Annotated in this window: 16 protein-coding genes; 6 read left to right on the top strand and 10 right to left on the bottom strand. The window is 65.0% G+C overall.

Annotation, left to right across the window (positions count from 1 at the left end; genetic code table 11):
- The 6 genes from QZT63_RS10035 to QZT63_RS10010 all read right to left on the bottom strand — a co-directional run.
- Positions 1-933: DUF2169 domain-containing protein (locus tag QZT63_RS10035; protein WP_290650826.1), on the bottom strand; the 933-nt coding region annotated here is incomplete at its 3' end.
- Positions 934-955: 22 nt separating this feature from the next.
- On the bottom strand, positions 956-1,432 hold the full coding sequence (locus tag QZT63_RS10030; protein WP_290650825.1) for a DUF6484 domain-containing protein: 477 nt from the start codon (positions 1,430-1,432) through the stop codon (positions 956-958).
- Between the two features lie 29 nt (positions 1,433-1,461).
- Positions 1,462-3,606, bottom strand: coding sequence for a type VI secretion system Vgr family protein (gene tssI, locus QZT63_RS10025; RefSeq protein ID WP_290650823.1), 2,145 nt, complete (start codon positions 3,604-3,606; stop codon positions 1,462-1,464).
- Positions 3,607-3,989: 383 nt separating this feature from the next.
- Positions 3,990-4,481 carry a ferritin-like domain-containing protein gene (locus tag QZT63_RS10020; protein ID WP_290650821.1) on the bottom strand — a complete coding sequence of 164 codons (492 nt, stop codon included), beginning with the start codon at positions 4,479-4,481 and terminating at the stop codon, positions 3,990-3,992.
- A gap of 438 nt (positions 4,482-4,919) precedes the next feature.
- Positions 4,920-5,531, bottom strand: a complete 612-nt coding sequence (gene gmk / locus QZT63_RS10015) for a guanylate kinase (protein ID WP_290650820.1) — start codon at positions 5,529-5,531, stop codon at positions 4,920-4,922.
- 11 nt (positions 5,532-5,542) lie between these two features.
- Positions 5,543-6,406, bottom strand: coding sequence for a YicC/YloC family endoribonuclease (locus QZT63_RS10010; RefSeq protein ID WP_290650819.1), 864 nt, complete (start codon positions 6,404-6,406; stop codon positions 5,543-5,545).
- Between the two features lie 207 nt (positions 6,407-6,613).
- Here QZT63_RS10010 and rph point away from each other — a divergent pair, with 207 nt between their 5' ends.
- The 5 genes from rph to QZT63_RS09985 are packed head-to-tail and all read left to right on the top strand — an operon-like array spanning position 6,614 to position 9,560.
- Positions 6,614-7,333 carry a ribonuclease PH gene (rph, locus tag QZT63_RS10005; RefSeq protein WP_290650818.1) on the top strand — a complete coding sequence of 240 codons (720 nt, stop codon included), beginning with the start codon at positions 6,614-6,616 and terminating at the stop codon, positions 7,331-7,333.
- Positions 7,333-7,926 carry an RdgB/HAM1 family non-canonical purine NTP pyrophosphatase gene (gene rdgB / locus QZT63_RS10000; RefSeq protein ID WP_290650817.1) on the top strand — a complete coding sequence of 198 codons (594 nt, stop codon included), beginning with the start codon at positions 7,333-7,335 and terminating at the stop codon, positions 7,924-7,926. The genes rph and rdgB overlap by 1 nt, the downstream gene beginning before the upstream one ends.
- A gap of 10 nt (positions 7,927-7,936) precedes the next feature.
- A complete protein-coding gene (gene hemW, locus QZT63_RS09995; RefSeq protein WP_290650816.1) occupies positions 7,937-9,094 on the top strand; it encodes a radical SAM family heme chaperone HemW in 1,158 nt (385 codons plus the stop codon).
- Positions 9,091-9,279, top strand: coding sequence for a CPXCG motif-containing cysteine-rich protein (locus tag QZT63_RS09990; protein WP_290650815.1), 189 nt, complete (start codon positions 9,091-9,093; stop codon positions 9,277-9,279). Before hemW ends, QZT63_RS09990 begins: the two co-directional genes overlap by 4 nt.
- A 44-nt stretch (positions 9,280-9,323) precedes the next feature.
- Positions 9,324-9,560, top strand: coding sequence for a transcriptional antiterminator, Rof (locus QZT63_RS09985; protein WP_290650814.1), 237 nt, complete (start codon positions 9,324-9,326; stop codon positions 9,558-9,560).
- Positions 9,561-10,049: 489 nt separating this feature from the next.
- Here the strand turns inward: QZT63_RS09985 and dinB are convergent, their stop codons facing one another.
- On the bottom strand, positions 10,050-11,201 hold the full coding sequence (gene dinB, locus QZT63_RS09980; protein WP_290650813.1) for a DNA polymerase IV: 1,152 nt from the start codon (positions 11,199-11,201) through the stop codon (positions 10,050-10,052).
- Between dinB and QZT63_RS09975 the strand changes: the two genes are divergently transcribed.
- A complete protein-coding gene (locus tag QZT63_RS09975; protein ID WP_290650812.1) occupies positions 11,200-12,624 on the top strand; it encodes an FAD-binding oxidoreductase in 1,425 nt (474 codons plus the stop codon). The two genes, dinB and QZT63_RS09975, sit on opposite strands and share 2 nt — an antisense overlap.
- Before the next feature lie 123 nt (positions 12,625-12,747).
- Here QZT63_RS09975 and QZT63_RS09970 read toward each other — a convergent pair whose 3' ends face one another.
- From QZT63_RS09970 to QZT63_RS09960, 3 genes are all read right to left on the bottom strand, one after another.
- Positions 12,748-13,497 carry an SDR family oxidoreductase gene (locus QZT63_RS09970; protein ID WP_290650811.1) on the bottom strand — a complete coding sequence of 250 codons (750 nt, stop codon included), beginning with the start codon at positions 13,495-13,497 and terminating at the stop codon, positions 12,748-12,750.
- On the bottom strand, positions 13,494-14,156 hold the full coding sequence (locus QZT63_RS09965) for a glutathione S-transferase N-terminal domain-containing protein (RefSeq protein ID WP_290650810.1): 663 nt from the start codon (positions 14,154-14,156) through the stop codon (positions 13,494-13,496). Before QZT63_RS09965 ends, QZT63_RS09970 begins: the two co-directional genes overlap by 4 nt.
- Before the next feature lie 40 nt (positions 14,157-14,196).
- Positions 14,197-14,449, bottom strand: a 253-nt coding sequence (locus QZT63_RS09960; protein ID WP_290650809.1) for a hypothetical protein, incomplete at its 5' end; no start/stop codon positions are given.

Raw genomic sequence — 14,449 nt, 5'->3', positions numbered from 1 at the left:
TTGAAAGCGCCTGGTCTCCGGCTGGAGAGTAACGGTGTGCAACACCGCACGGTGTTCAGCCACCGTGCCGTCGTAGAAACGTGTTCTCATTGCGAAGGCCACTTTCGGCAGGCGGAAGGTCAAGAATCCGTTGGGCGTCATGTTGTAAAGCTCCACGACCTCACCGCCCTGCAAATGGCCTTTCGCTTGCTGGTCTTCGGGGGCGCACTGGTAGAATCGCTCGTCGAAGTCCGACGGCAGCAATGGGTTCCTCGTCTTCTCCCAGTGCGCGTCATACGTTCCCGCCAGGTTTACCCGGGGCAGCCAGTGGCGAGGGACCGGCCCGAAACCTGCCGGTGTTCCTCTCCACCAGTCATGGTACGGTCTGTTGGGGTATTCGATGTTAGGTGCTCGCGACCCAATCACATTCTTCCTCCGCATAGCGAATCCCACGCCAACCGGGTTGCGTGGCTCCCATCCATGCCGTTTTGGGTCTTGGTCCGTCTGATCGGTTCCGCCAAAGGCGCGCTCGTACCGGATCGGCAGCCGGGTGAATGGCACCGAGCGCGAGAGGCGCACGCCGAGCACCCCACGCTCAATGATTCGATCCCCATGGACGCGCAAAGTCTTGTCAATGTTGGATACCTTCACACGCACATCGACCGCCTCGGCGGCTTGACCATTCGGACTGAAGGCGCAGCCATCAACGATCACGTCGGTGCGTGGCTTCTTATGTATCAAGTCCGCCTCGTGGGCCAGACTGGAGGTTTCCGGCGCGCCGTGGAATTCCGGGAAATAAGCGATCTTGGCCTGCTCTTCATCGAGCACTTGCTGGCCATCCGGTTGAATGACAAAGGAGCCCTTGATCGCCACGATCCACTCCTCGGCCCCATTCTCGTCGCGGACCCAAGTATTGTCCGTGGCAAACGGCGTCTTGTTCTCGAGCAGCCACATTGGGACGGCCAATACCACTGGGTTAGTTGATCTGCACCGAGCCGCCTTTGATGCGGTTTACGCCCGAGGAGCGGCTCAGCAGGTAGGTGCCGCGCAGCAGGATCTTGCCCGCCCGGGTCAGGGTGATGCTGGCGCGGCCGCAGCGAAGCACGATCTCCCGGTCCGCCCGCAGCTCGAGACGCTGCCCGTCGGCCTCGGCGGTCACGCCGTGCAGCCTTGGCGCCACCCCCTCGGTCTGGTGCATGCGGCCCATAACCAGCGGGCAAGCGGGGTTGCCGTTTTCGAACATGAGCGCCAGCTCCAGGCCGATATCGTCGTGGCGAAGCGCGACCGTGCTGCGGGCGCGTATCCCGGTCTCGCTGGCATTGCCGGGGAAGGCCACCAGCGGCTCACCGTCCTCGTTGATGCTGACCAGAAGGCCGATGACAACACCGTCGATGCGGTTGCCTGCCTCATCGGCGTGCGGCTTTACAGTGCCTGCCACGATATCCTCGGCCATGGTTGTTCTCCCTTCGCGCTGTGCCTCCGCTAGTTCTGCAGTACCTTCTTGCCCTTGATCACGACGTTCTTGTTGGCCTTGGTATTGACCTCACCGGAGCCCTTGGTGGTGATGTCCTTGCCCTCGATGATGATGGTGCCGTCCTTCTTCATGGTGATACTGGCCTTGCCGGTCTTGATCACGACCTGCTCGCCCGCCTCGATGGTGAGCTGCTTCCCCACTTGCAGGGAGTCGTTGTCGCCCACCGAGCTGCTGCGGTTGCCACCGACGTTCTCGTCGCTGCTGCCAATCACCTTCTCGGTCTTACTGGCGCCAACCGTTGTGCTTTGGAGACCGCCAACGATGACGGAGCGGGCCCCGCCAACGTTGGTTTCCTGAGCGCCGCCGACGTTCACCATGTCATTGATGCCGACGGACGCGGTGCGGGTGAGCGCGACGGTGAGGGTGTCATGCTTGGAGACCGTGTGCGCGCGGTCCTGGGCAACCGTGACGGACTCGTTACCGCCCACCGTCTCCGTGCGGTCGGCGCCGATCTGTATCGTTTCATTTGCGCCCACACTGCAGTGCTCGTCGTTGCCCACGCTCTTGCTGCGGTCGTGGCCCACGGCATGACTCTCATCGTTGCCCACGACGATGTCCTGATCCTTCTCGGCATGGACGTGCAGCAGCTCCTCGCCGGCGGTGTCGTCCATCGAGATTTCGTTGTACCCGCCGCCGCCCGGTGTGGAGTTGGACTTCACGCCGCTGACCATGGCGGCGTCGGGCAGGTCGAAGGGCGGCATGGCGGCGCCGTTATACACCCGCCCAGTGATGATCGGCCGGTCCGGGTCGCCCTCGAGGCACTCGACAATCACCTCCTGGCCGATCCTCGGTACCGCCACGGCGCCCCATTGCTTGCCGGCCCACGGGTGGCTGACCCGCACCCAGCAGGAGCTGTTTTCGTCCGCCTTGCCGTAGCGGTCCCAGTGGAACTGGACCTTCACCCGGCCGTACTGGTCCGTCCAGATCTCCTCGCCAGATTTTCCAACGACGATCGCGGTCTGCGGACCCTGCACCACCGGTTTCGGGGTTGAGCGCCGGGGCCGGAAAGGCGTCCTGGAATCGAGCGCCGAGAACCGGCACTGGTAGCCGGGGCCTGTACTGTCGGCACCCCCGCTCTCGAACCCGTCGGACTCGAACTCATAGCTCGCCGCGACCACCAGGTATTCCCGGTTCTGGTCCTCGCGCGGATAATCGGTGAGCTCAAAGAGGCCACCGACAAGCAACCCGCGTGTGTCGCCCTCACCGCGAAAGACTTCGTATTCGGCCTGCAGCTCCTCCACCCTGACGCGCGAGTAAGCCTCGCCGTCGGAGAGTTCCTGGTAGTGGCCGGGATAGTCGTAGTACTCGAGGTCGGCCATGGTGTGCTCGCGCACCTGGCTGGAGACGGAACGTAGGCTCTTGCTCGGGGCGGTGAAGTCGAAATCGTTCATGGCAAAGGCCCCTGGCTGCACCTCCTGCAGGGCCCGCCACGTCCACAGGTATTCCTGCTCCCCAACCGCGTGGTGTCCCGGCGGGTAGTACGGGATCTGCTCGCAGCCCGGGCAAGGCATATGACAGTTGGGGGAATCGGCAAGGACCAGGGTGTGCTTGTCTTCGTCGTGACGAAAGAAGTAGTAGATGCCTTCGTGCTCCATGAGCCGGCTGACGAAACTCAGGTCCGTCTCGCGGTACTGGACCACGTACTCGCGGGTTCGATAGGTTCCCGTGAGGGAATCCTCGAAATCCGTGAAGCCGTGCTCTCGGAACACCTCCGCCACGATCTCGGGCACCGATTGATTCTGGAAAATGCGACAGTCGGCCGTTCGGCCCAGGAACCACAGCCAGGGGACCACCGTCGCCTCGTAGTGGGCCAGATTTCCCTGGTAGCCCTGCATCATGAAACGGCTGATGTGGCCGTTGAAGAACCGTTCGCCGCCGTCGGCGAGTGCCAGCCGCACCGTGACGTTCTCGCCGAGCAAGTCCTGGAGCTGGATGGTGTCATCGGGGCTCAGGAGATCCAGGCGATACTGGAAGACGCGCCCCAGCTCTTCAGTCGCCTCTATGCGCCGCAGCGCGAGCACGTCCTCACCGAGCGGCGTCCGCAGGGCAAGGCGTCGGTGGTGTTGCGCGATCGTTCGTTTCGTAACGCTCATCTGCTCGTCTCGCGCCATTAGACGATGAGCCGCGGTGCACCCTTCTCACCCGAGCGAAAGACGCGGCATCGCACCGCGAGTCCGCTCGACGGCCGGCGCCACGAACCCCGGCCACTCCATTGAGTCTAGCAGAGCAACAGGGCAGAAGGCCTTGTGTGGGGGCATGGAAGACTTCGCAGCCCTACATGGGCAACATGAACGTCTCCGCCTCGACCACACCTCCCTTGCTGATGACTGTGGTGAGGTGGTCACAGGACACTGGGCTGTTGACGCTGGAGGTGGCTACCAGCGGGTCGGTGGGTAGACGCAGGGAGCTGATCGGCCATCCAAGGGATTCAACATATTAGCTGAATCCCTTGGCTTCGCCGGGAGGGCTTACGGGTCTAACTCATTGCCTTCGGGGTAACTATTTCTTCCGCAATCTTCGTCAGTTGACGACCCGTCTCTTCTTCCTCATCAAGTGTCTGCTGCAGGAGCATACAGGCGCGCTCGTGGCCCGCTCGTTGCGCGAGGGCGCGGGTGGTGCCATAACTGGCAATCGCGTAATGCTCTACCCGCTGAGCCGTCGCGATCAGGCCGGCGTCCCGGAGGTCGCGATCGTTGGCCTTGATGAGCGCCTCTGCTTCTTTGATGATTCCTTCGATTCCATTGCACGTGTGACCCTTGAGATTTACGCCGAGTTCATCAGCGATCGCCTCCAGGCGGCTAACGTGCTCCCGGGTTAGGTGTTCGTGCCTTTTGAACGCGTCCTTCAGCGTCAGATGCTGCGACACCTCCGCCATCGCAGGCAGAGCCTGGAGAATCTGCTCTTCGGCACTGTATAGATCCTTCAGTTCGTGAATATATAGATCCTTCAAACCATTCAGCTTTTCCATGCCATTTCCCTCATGAGTAGGTTTGCAGAGCGCGTGTAGTCTCTCCGCGGTTCGCCCCGTGGTTGGATAAAGCGGATTGCTACCTGCGTTATCATCGGCCTGCGTCGGATACCGGCAAGTTGCTACGCCTCCAGGCGTCCCCTGCCCCGGTGCCGCCCGCCAGCCACCCCACAGCGACACGTCATAGAGATACGCGCCCGCATGGCCGCAGGTTCCGCAGAAATTGGGGTTACGCATAGGGCTGGCCCAGCGAGCGCCGTTCAGTTCGCCGCCAAGACCTCAAGGAGTTCTTCAGGGATGATGGTGCTACGCCTGCGGACACCTTCTTGTGCCATTACCGAGCCAATGAGCGCCCGGCGCCAGCGGGGCTGGGCGCAAACGCCCGCGGAGTACTGCCGGTTGGCTAGTGTCCTGTAACCGAGTTTCGGTTACAGGACACTAGCGCAGCAGATCGTCGAGTGTGGCCGCCAGGCGTTCGCACTGGACCTCGGTGCGCAGGCGCCGCGCCCGCACCACAGCCACCAGCTCGTCCAAGGCATGGCCGAACGCGTCGTTGACCACGAGGTACTGATACTCGGCGTGATGGGATATTTCGTTCACGGCCTCACGCATGCGTCGCGCGATGACCGCTTCAGGGTCTTGCCCCCGCGAACGCAGGCGCCGCTCTAGCTCCCAGCGTGACGGCGGCAAAACGAACACGGAGACCGCCTCCGAGATGGCATCGCGCACCTGGTGGGCACCCTGCCAATCGATCTCGAGAATTACGTCGATACCTTCCTTCAACTGCCGCTCGACCGGCTCGCGTGCGGTCCCATAGCGGTTGCCGAAGACCTCCGCATACTCCAGAAACTCGCCAGCATCCGTCATGGCGGAGAAGGTGGCCTCGTCAACGAAGAAGTAATGCTCACCATCGAGTTCGTTGGCGCGCTGGGGCCGCGTGGTGTGGGAGATGGACAACGCGATGCCGGGCACGGTGCCCACTAGGGCGTTGACCAGGCTGGTCTTGCCGGCACCCGAAGGCGCCGAAATGATGTACAGGGTGCCGATCATCAACGACAGTCTCACTCCAGATTCTGGATCTGCTCGCGCATCTGCTCGATCAGCACCTTCATATCCACGGACGCGTTCGTGGTCTCCAGCGCGGCGGACTTCGAGCCCAGGGTATTGGCCTCGCGATTGAGCTCCTGCATGAGGAAGTCCAGGCGCCGCCCGACGGGCTCCTGGCGCTGCAGCACGCCCTGAATCTCCTGGACGTGGGCCTCGAGCCGATCCAGCTCCTCGGCCACATCCATGCGTTGGGCGATATAGATGAGCTCCTGTTCCAGCCGTCCCGGGTCGGCGGGCTGCTCAAGCTCAGCGAGGCGGTTCTCCAGCTTGGTGCGCAGCCGCTGGTTGATCTCCGGCAGCTTGCCGCGGATCTCGCCAGCGAGCGCTGCCAGCTGCTCCGCCCGCTGGCGGATGATCACCACCAGGCGCTCGCCCTCGCGCTCGCGGGTGGCCACGAACCCATCCAGGGTCTCACTCAGCAGCGCCAGGGCCGCCTCGCGCACGGGCTCCAGATCCCGGCCCTGGTCTTTAAGCACCCCGGGCATGCGCAACAGGTCCGTCGCCGGGATAGGCGCCGCACCGCGCAGACGGACATTGATCTCCCGCGTCGCGGTGAGCAGCTGATCCACGTAATCCCAATTGAGCTCCACACGGGCAGAGGCGAGCGCGGATTCGAAGCGCAGCGCACACTCAACCTTGCCGCGGCCCAGTCGCTTGCCGACCTCCTCGCGCACCGCCGGCTCCAACTGGCGCAGCTCCTCCGGTAGCCGCGGGTGGATGTCCAGGTATCGGTGGTTAACCGAGCGCACTTCCCAGGCCAGTCGACCCCAGTCGCCTTGGGTTTCCCGGCGCTCGAACGCGGTCATACTACGCGGCATGGCGCCTCTCCCCTTTGGGTGTCGCATGTCTGCATGATGGAGTCGTCATCTTACGCATTCTCATCGGCGGGCAAAACTGCAGCCCGCCAAGTTACCGCAAGCGGGCGAGGGATCCCCCTTCGACAAGCGCGCAGCCATTCCGGTGATTCCTTCGCCACTGTGTTACTCTTTGCGCCGCTCATTTCCTGCACCCCGGAGGTCCCTGCCATGCGCCCCAGCGGCCGTGAGCCCGATCAGCTTCGCCCCATCCGACTGACGCGGCGGTTCACCAAGCATGCCGAGGGCTCCGTGCTCGTTGAGTTCGGTGACACCCAAGTGCTGTGCACAGCCTCCGTGGACGAGGGTGTCCCCGGATTCCTTCGCGGCAAAGGCCGCGGCTGGGTGACCGCCGAGTACGGCATGCTGCCGCGCTCGACGGGCTCGCGCATGGGGCGTGAGGCGGCCCGCGGCCGCCAGCAAGGCCGGACCGTGGAGATCCAGCGCCTGATCGGACGCTCCCTGCGGGCCGCTATCGACATGGAGGCCCTCGGCGAGCGCACCGTGGTCATCGACTGCGATGTGCTGCAAGCAGACGGCGGCACGCGCACCGCGGCCATCACCGGTGGCTACGTGGCCCTGGCAGACGCCATGACCACGCTCATCGAGCGCAGACTACTGCGGCGCAGCCCGCTGCATGGGCAGGTGGCATCCGTCTCCGTGGGCATCTACCGCGGCATCCCGGTGCTGGATCTGGACTACGCCGAAGACAGCGAAGCCGAGACCGATATGAACGTGGTCATGAACGATGCCGCCGCCTTTATCGAGGTTCAGGGAACCGCCGAAGGCCATGCCTTCCGCCGGGATGAGCTGGAGGCCATGACCACACTGGCTGAAAAAGGTATCGCCGAACTGGTGACGCATCAGCGCGAGGCGCTGGGGGGGCCATAATGCAGCGTGCGGTCTTTGCCAGCAACAATGCCGGCAAGGTGGCCGAGGTCGCAGAGATGCTTCGGCCCACGGGTTACACCGTTGTGCCCCAGTCCGAGTACCTGGTGCCGGAAGCTGAAGAGACCGGGCTGACGTTCGTTGAGAATGCCCTGATCAAGGCCCGCAATGCCTGTCAGTACACCAGCCTGCCGACCATCGCGGACGACTCCGGGCTGGAAGTGGACGCCCTCCAGGGCGAGCCCGGTATCCACTCCGCCCGCTACGCCGGGGAGCACGGCGACGACGCCGCCAATAACAGCCTGTTGCTGGCCGAACTCGCGGGTATTCCCGAGCCCCAGCGCACGGCACGATTCCGTTGCGTCATGGTCTATCTTCGACACGCCGAGGATCCGGCGCCGCTGATTTGCCAGGGCGTCTGGGAAGGTCGCATCCTTGAGGCGCCGCGCGGCGAAGCCGGCTTCGGCTATGACCCGGTGTTCTGGGTGCCGGGCGAGAACTGCAGCGCCGCCGAGCTGCCGCCGGAGACCAAAAACCGGCTGAGCCACCGGGGCCAGGCGCTGGGGGCATTGCTACGGGCCTTGCGTGGAGGATGAATTCGCACCGATGCCCGCCATGACCCCGCCACCGCTGGGCCTGTATGTCCACCTGCCCTGGTGCGTGCGCAAATGCCCGTATTGCGATTTCAACTCTCATACGGCCCCGGACCATCTGCCGGTAAACGACTACCTGGCGGCCCTGCGCACCGACCTCGACGGTGAGCTGGCCCGGGCGGGCAGCCGCGCCATCGAGACCGTATTCATCGGCGGAGGCACCCCCAGCCTGTTTCCGCCGGAGGCCATCAGTACCCTGCTGGGCTGGCTCGCCGATCGGCTCACTCCGGACGCCGAGATCACCCTGGAAGCCAATCCCGGCACCGTGGAACAGGGCCGCTTCGCCGCCTTCCGTGCGGCGGGCGTCAACCGCCTGTCTATCGGCGTGCAGAGCTTCGACGCCGAGCGCCTGGAGCAACTGGGGCGCATCCACGGTCCGACCGAAGCCCGGAAGGCCATCGACGCCGCCCACGACGCTGGCTTTAGCACGTTCAACGTTGACCTGATGTTCGCGCTCCCCGGCCAGGAGCCGACCGGCGCCGAGCGCGACATCCAAGAGGCGATCCACCTGGGTGCGCCGCACATCTCCCATTACCAGCTCACCATCGAGCCCAACACGGTGTTCTACGCGAGGCCGCCCGCGCTGCCGGACGAGGACAGCGCCTGGGCCATGCAGCAGCGCTGTAGCGACCGCTTGCGCGCCGCGGGCTTCCAGCGCTACGAAGTCTCCGCCTGGAGCCGGCCCGGGCACCCGTGCCGGCATAATCTCAACTACTGGCGCTTCGGTGACTACCTCGCCATTGGCGCTGGCGGCCACGCCAAGCTGACAGACGCGGCCACAGGCGCCATCGAGCGCTACCGCAAAGTCAAAGTGCCGGCGTTGTACATGCAGCGGTCGCGCCAGGGGCGCCCGGACGCCGAACACGAAAGCGTGCCGGAGACAGAACGCCCGATCGAGTTCATGATGAACGCACTGCGGCTGGACGATGGCTTCGAGTTGCCCGCCTTCGAGCAGCGCACCGGCTTGGCGCGCTCGGTCATCGCCTGGCAGCTGCAACGGGCTCTGGATGAAGGGCTGCTGGAGCAGATCGGCGAGCGGGTTCGCACAACGGCTGCGGGCCATAATTACCTGAACACCCTGCTGCAACGCTTCCTGCCGGGGCAGCCATGATCACCGAGACGACCATCGACTGCCCATACTGCGGCGAGCCCTTCACCACCGTGGTGGACTATTCCGAAGGGGGACAGCACTACATTGAGGACTGCCAGGTATGCTGCCAGCCCATCGAGTTCGTCGTGGACGTGGATGTCGCCGGCGACCTCCTCGGTGTCACCGTGCTGCGCGATGACGAGTAAACGTCGACATGGACGTTTGTGGCATCCGGGTTTATATAAACAGGATGAGTGATTATCACCCGATCGGATGCGAAACGTACGCCGCTCTCGAGATTGCGATCGTGCAGGGTGTGCGCCTACGTGTCGGCTGGCAGAGTCCGGATGGGCGCTGGCACCTGGAGCCGTTGTTGCCGGTGGATCTGCGCACGCGACGGCACGAGGAGTACCTGATCGCGCAGCGCACGGTGGGCCGGCCATTGGAGATCCGGCTCGATCGCATTCGGCGGTTCAAGCCGATGTGAGGTGGTGCGGCTTGGATGGCGGAGCGACGCGGCTAATCGAAGGGCGTAGGGTGCATTAGCCGCAGGCGTAATCTACCGCCAGGCTTGGACGGCTCGAGTGCGCTGGTGACCGGCAGCACGGTGGGTATCGGGGTGGCGATCGCGCAAACACCGGCCCTGCACCGTGGCCACTTGCTCTCGTGCGCCTGCGGCGCGGTTAATTGGACGGTGGATTACGCTACGCTAATCCACCCTACGTGGTGGGGTCCTGCCATGGTCCCGGGCCCGATCGAAGGGCGTAGGGTGCCATTAGCGGCAGCGTAATGCACCGTCAAACAAACCGCGCCAAAGGCGCACAGCCGCCACATGACTCGTGCGCCTGCGGCGACATGTCATCGACGGTGGATTACGCTGCGCTAATCCATGCCACTTCGGAAGGGGACTCCCACCGGTTGGCTCGGGGCGTGTATTGGCCGAAGGCGCAATGCGTCGACGGCGCGCCTTTTCCATTTACAGCAGCGCCATCTGCCGCTCCGCCTCGAGATCCCGCGGTTCCAGCCCCGAGGCGGTTACCCCCAGCAGCCGCACGGCGCGTCGCGCCACCTCGGTTTCCTGCAGCAACGCGTCCAGCACCGGTAGCATGTCCACCGCTTCGCGCAGGGGCAGCCGGCCGGTGCGGCGGCGGGTGATGAGCTCGAAATCGGCGTATTTCACCTTCAGGGTCAGCGTGCGGGCCTGCAGGCCCTTCTGGGTGAGGCTCGTGGCCACCTTGCCCGCGAGGGGCTCCAGCGCCGCCAGCATGTCGGCGCGGGCGGCCACGTCGCGGTGAAAGGTGGTCTCCGCGCCCACGGACTTGCGCTCGCGCGTGGGCTGCACAGGGCGCTCGTCCACGCCGCGGGCGATACCGTAGTAAAACGGCGCCCGCTTGCCGAAGACGCGCTGCAGCGCGAGCAGATCCCACTGTTTCAGGTCCGCGCCAGTGTGGATGCCCAGGTCATGCATACGCGCCTCCGTTGCCTTCCCCACCCCGTGAATCCTGCCCACAGGCAGCGCGCTGACGAACGCGGCACCCTCCTTCGGGGTGATCACGGTGAGCCCGTCGGGCTTGTCCAGATCCGAGGCCTGCTTGGCCAGAAACTTGTTGTAGGACACGCCCGCAGAACCGGTGAGCCCGGTCTCATCCCGAATGCGCGCGCGGATGGCCTGGGCCACCCGCGTGGCTGAGCCGCCGAACCCGAGCGTTTCGGTGACATCCAGGTAGGCCTCGTCAAGTGACAGTGGCTCCACCAAGTGCGTGTAATCCAGGAAGATGGCGCGGATCTGGCGGGAAATCGCCCGATAGGCCTCAAAGCGCGGGCGGATAAAAACAGCCTCCGGGCACAACCGTACCGCGCGCGCGGCGGGCATGGCGGAGTGGATGCCGTACTGGCGGGCTTCATAACTGGCAGCGGCAACGACTCCGCGGCCAGTCGGCGAGCCGCCCACCACCACGGGACGACCGCGCAGGGCGGCATCGTCGCGTTGCTCCACGGACGTGTAAAAGGCATCCATGTCCACATGAAGGATCTTGCGCGGTTCCTCGCTCATGACCGGGATTCTACCGCGGCGAACCGGCATTGCGCGGGGTTCGATCGCCAGCCCCACATGGCACAATGCATCCATGGCAAAGACTCCTTGCAGTGCAGACGCCCTGGCCCGAATCCGCGCAGCGGTCGGTGAAGCAGGCTGGGTGGAGGGCGACGCCCAGGCACCCTACCTGCAGGAATGGCGCGGCGTGTTCCACGGCCGTGCCGCCGCCGTGGTGGCCCCCGGGTCGACGGACGAAGTCGCCGCAGTCATGCGCCTGTGCCATGAGGCCGGCATCGGCGTGGTGCCGCAGAGCGGGAATACCGGGCTTTGCGGCGGCGCAGCGCCGGACCCCTCCGGCAGCCAGATCCTGCTGAGCCTGCGGCGCATGCACCGCGTCCGCGAGGTGGATTCGGCCAACGACACACTGACTGCGGAGGCGGGCTGCGTGCTGGCTACCCTGCAACGCGCGGCGAGCACGGCAGACCGCCTGTTCCCGCTTAGCCTTGCCGCCGAGGGCAGCTGCATGCTCGGCGGCAACCTGGCGACGAATGCCGGTGGCACCAACGTGCTGCGCTACGGCAACGCCCGGGATCTATGCCTGGGCCTGGAGGTGGTGCTGGCGGACGGGCGCGTGTGGCACGGACTCACCGGGCTGCGCAAGGACAACAGCCGCTACGACCTCAAGGACCTCTTCATCGGCGCCGAAGGCACTCTGGGCGTGATCACCGCCGCAGTCCTGCGCCTGTTCCCGCGTCCTCGCCAGATCCAGACGGCGCTTCTGGCGCTCGATTCGCCAGCCACCGCCGTGGCACTGCTGCCCGCGCTGCGCGAGGCCGGCGGCGACACGCTCACCGCCTGCGAGCTCATGAGCCGCACCAGCCTGGCCATGGCGCTTGCGCACATACCCGGGTGCCGTGATCCGTTCGACGCCACGCATCCCTGGTATCTGCTGGTGGAGCTGTCCACGCCGCAGGCCGGGGATGGACTGCGCGGCGCGTTGGAGAAGGCGCTCTCCCGGGAACTTGAGCACGGGCACATCCTGGATGCCGTGGTGGCGGAGTCCATGGACCAAGCCCGCGCCCTGTGGCATCTGCGCGAGAGCATCCCGGAGGGTCAGCGTTGTGAGGGGGCCAGTATCAAGCACGATGTCTCCGTTGCCGTCTCGCAGGTGCCGGCGTTTCTCGAAGCGGCCAGTACCCAAGTGGAGACGGCGCTACCGGGTATTCGCGTGTGCCCCTTCGGCCACATCGGTGACGGCAATATCCACTTCAACCTGTCCCAGCCCGAGGCCATGGACGCAGGGGCCTTCCGTGCCCGCTGGGATGACTGCAACCGCATCGTCCACGATGTGGTCACGGCCATGGGCGGCTCCATCGCCGCCGAGCATGGGGTTGGGCAGCTGAAGGTGGCAGAGCTGGAGCGGCTGAAGGACCCCGTGGAGCTGGAGCTCATGCGCAGCGTCAAGCGGGCGCTGGATCCGACGGGTATCATGAATCCGGGAAAGGTGGTGCGGTGACACGACGATCAGCCATGACACGGCACCGCGTCCGATCGAAGGGCGTAGCCATTAGCGCCAGCGTAATCCACCCTACGGCGGGCGACCTAAAGTCGTGTAGTGATGGGGACAGCCGGGCGCGCCTCACGACGTCCGATCCGCCGCGAGATACTCGCGCACGGACACGACCTTGCCGCTATAGGCCGCCGCACCCCCGGTAAGTAGCCCGAGCACGGCGCTGGCGGTCTCCTCGGGCGGGGCGGCCCAGTTGTCCACATTCTGCTCGGGGTATATCTGCCGGACAGTCTCCGTAGCGCTGACTGACGGCGATAGAGACACGCAATGGACACCGTCCGCGTGCGCCTCGGCGGCGATGGCCAGGGTCAGTCGGTCCAGCCCTGCCTTGGACACGCCGTAGGGCACATTCAGAAAACCGGTTCGCACGGCCGCGCCTGACGTGATGTTGATGATCGTTCCGGCGCCGCGCCGGCGCATCTCCGGTAGCACCGCCTGGGCGCAGTAAAAGGCGCCACTCAGGTTGGTTTCCAGAATTCGCGCCCAGAGCTCGGCGTTCGTCTCCGCCAGCGGAATATCCCCGACCATCAGCCCGGCGTTGTTCACGAGTGCGTCGATTACACCGAACCGGTTCCATGCCGCCGCCACGACCCCGGAGACAGCGGCTGGATCCCGGACGTCTGCAGGCACCGTTAACGATTCCCCCGGCAGCGCCTCCCCAAGCCGCTCCAGTCGCTGTGGGTCCCGTGCTGTGAGCACCAGACGCGCACCGGCATCGGCAAGCCGTGCGGCCATGGCCTGCCCAAGACCACCGCTGGCACCCGTGACCATGACGACACGCCCTCTCAGATTCGGTGCGGATTCGCGAGTCGTTTTCATGGCACCTGCTCCACGAGCGCATCCCGCCATTCCCGTATGCGCCGCTCGTCGGCGAGCAATTCGTCACCCTCCACCAGGCGCTGCCACTGGAGCATGGCGACGGTGCTGTAATCCGCATAACCCGGCGTCTCGCCATTCACCCACTCCTGCTGGGTTAGGAGCTGGCGAAGCGGCATCAGCTCGGCCAGGGCGGCCTGCAGGTGCTCGGGGCGCTCGGCGCGAAGTTCGGCGACGGTCTTGCCCAGGCGCTGTTCACGCGTGCTGACGAAGTAGTCGTGGTCGGCCGGATCCAGATGGTTTGCCACAACCGACGGCATGACCAGTCGCACCAGCGCCGGGGCCAGCCGGGTGTCCGCCCACGTGTTCACGAATCGCGCGATGCCGCGCGCGTTGGCGCCCCCGAACAACGCCGGCCGGTCGGGATAGGCGTCCTCCAGGTAACAGGCGATGGCCCAGGAGTCGCTTACAATCTCGTCACCGTCCACGAGCACCGGCACTTTCTCCTGCCCGCTGAAGGCGATGCGGTCCTTGTCTGTGAAGCGGCAGGGTATGCGTTCGGCTTCCAGCCCCTTGTGCGCCAGGGCCAGCCGCGCACGCCAGCAAAACGGACTGAAGCGCAGATCACGGGCACCGACGAGTTCGTAGAGTTGACGCGCCATTGACCCTAGACTCCTGATTCCTGTTGCAAACGGAAAACGCTCAGAACGGTAAATAAACCTGTACGTTGCCACCACCAAAGGCGATACGGTGCAAGCGGGCCGTAGGGTTCAGCGTGATATGACCCCCGCGGGCCTGATCCACCGTGATTTGCAGTGGCAGCGTCAACTTGCTGTACAAGCCACGCGCGTCATCCACCTCGCCGTCCTCCCGCTTGCGGATGTCGGCATAATTCAGAAAAACGCCCGGGGCGAATTGCATGCGCTCATTAAAACGCCATGTGACCCCACCATAG

The sequence above is a fragment of the Aquisalimonas sp. genome, from assembly GCF_007120195.1.
GTDB lineage: Bacteria > Pseudomonadota > Gammaproteobacteria > Nitrococcales > Aquisalimonadaceae > Aquisalimonas.
Note: the sequence above shows the minus strand (reverse complement) of the source record. Positions and strands in the feature narration are given on the sequence as shown.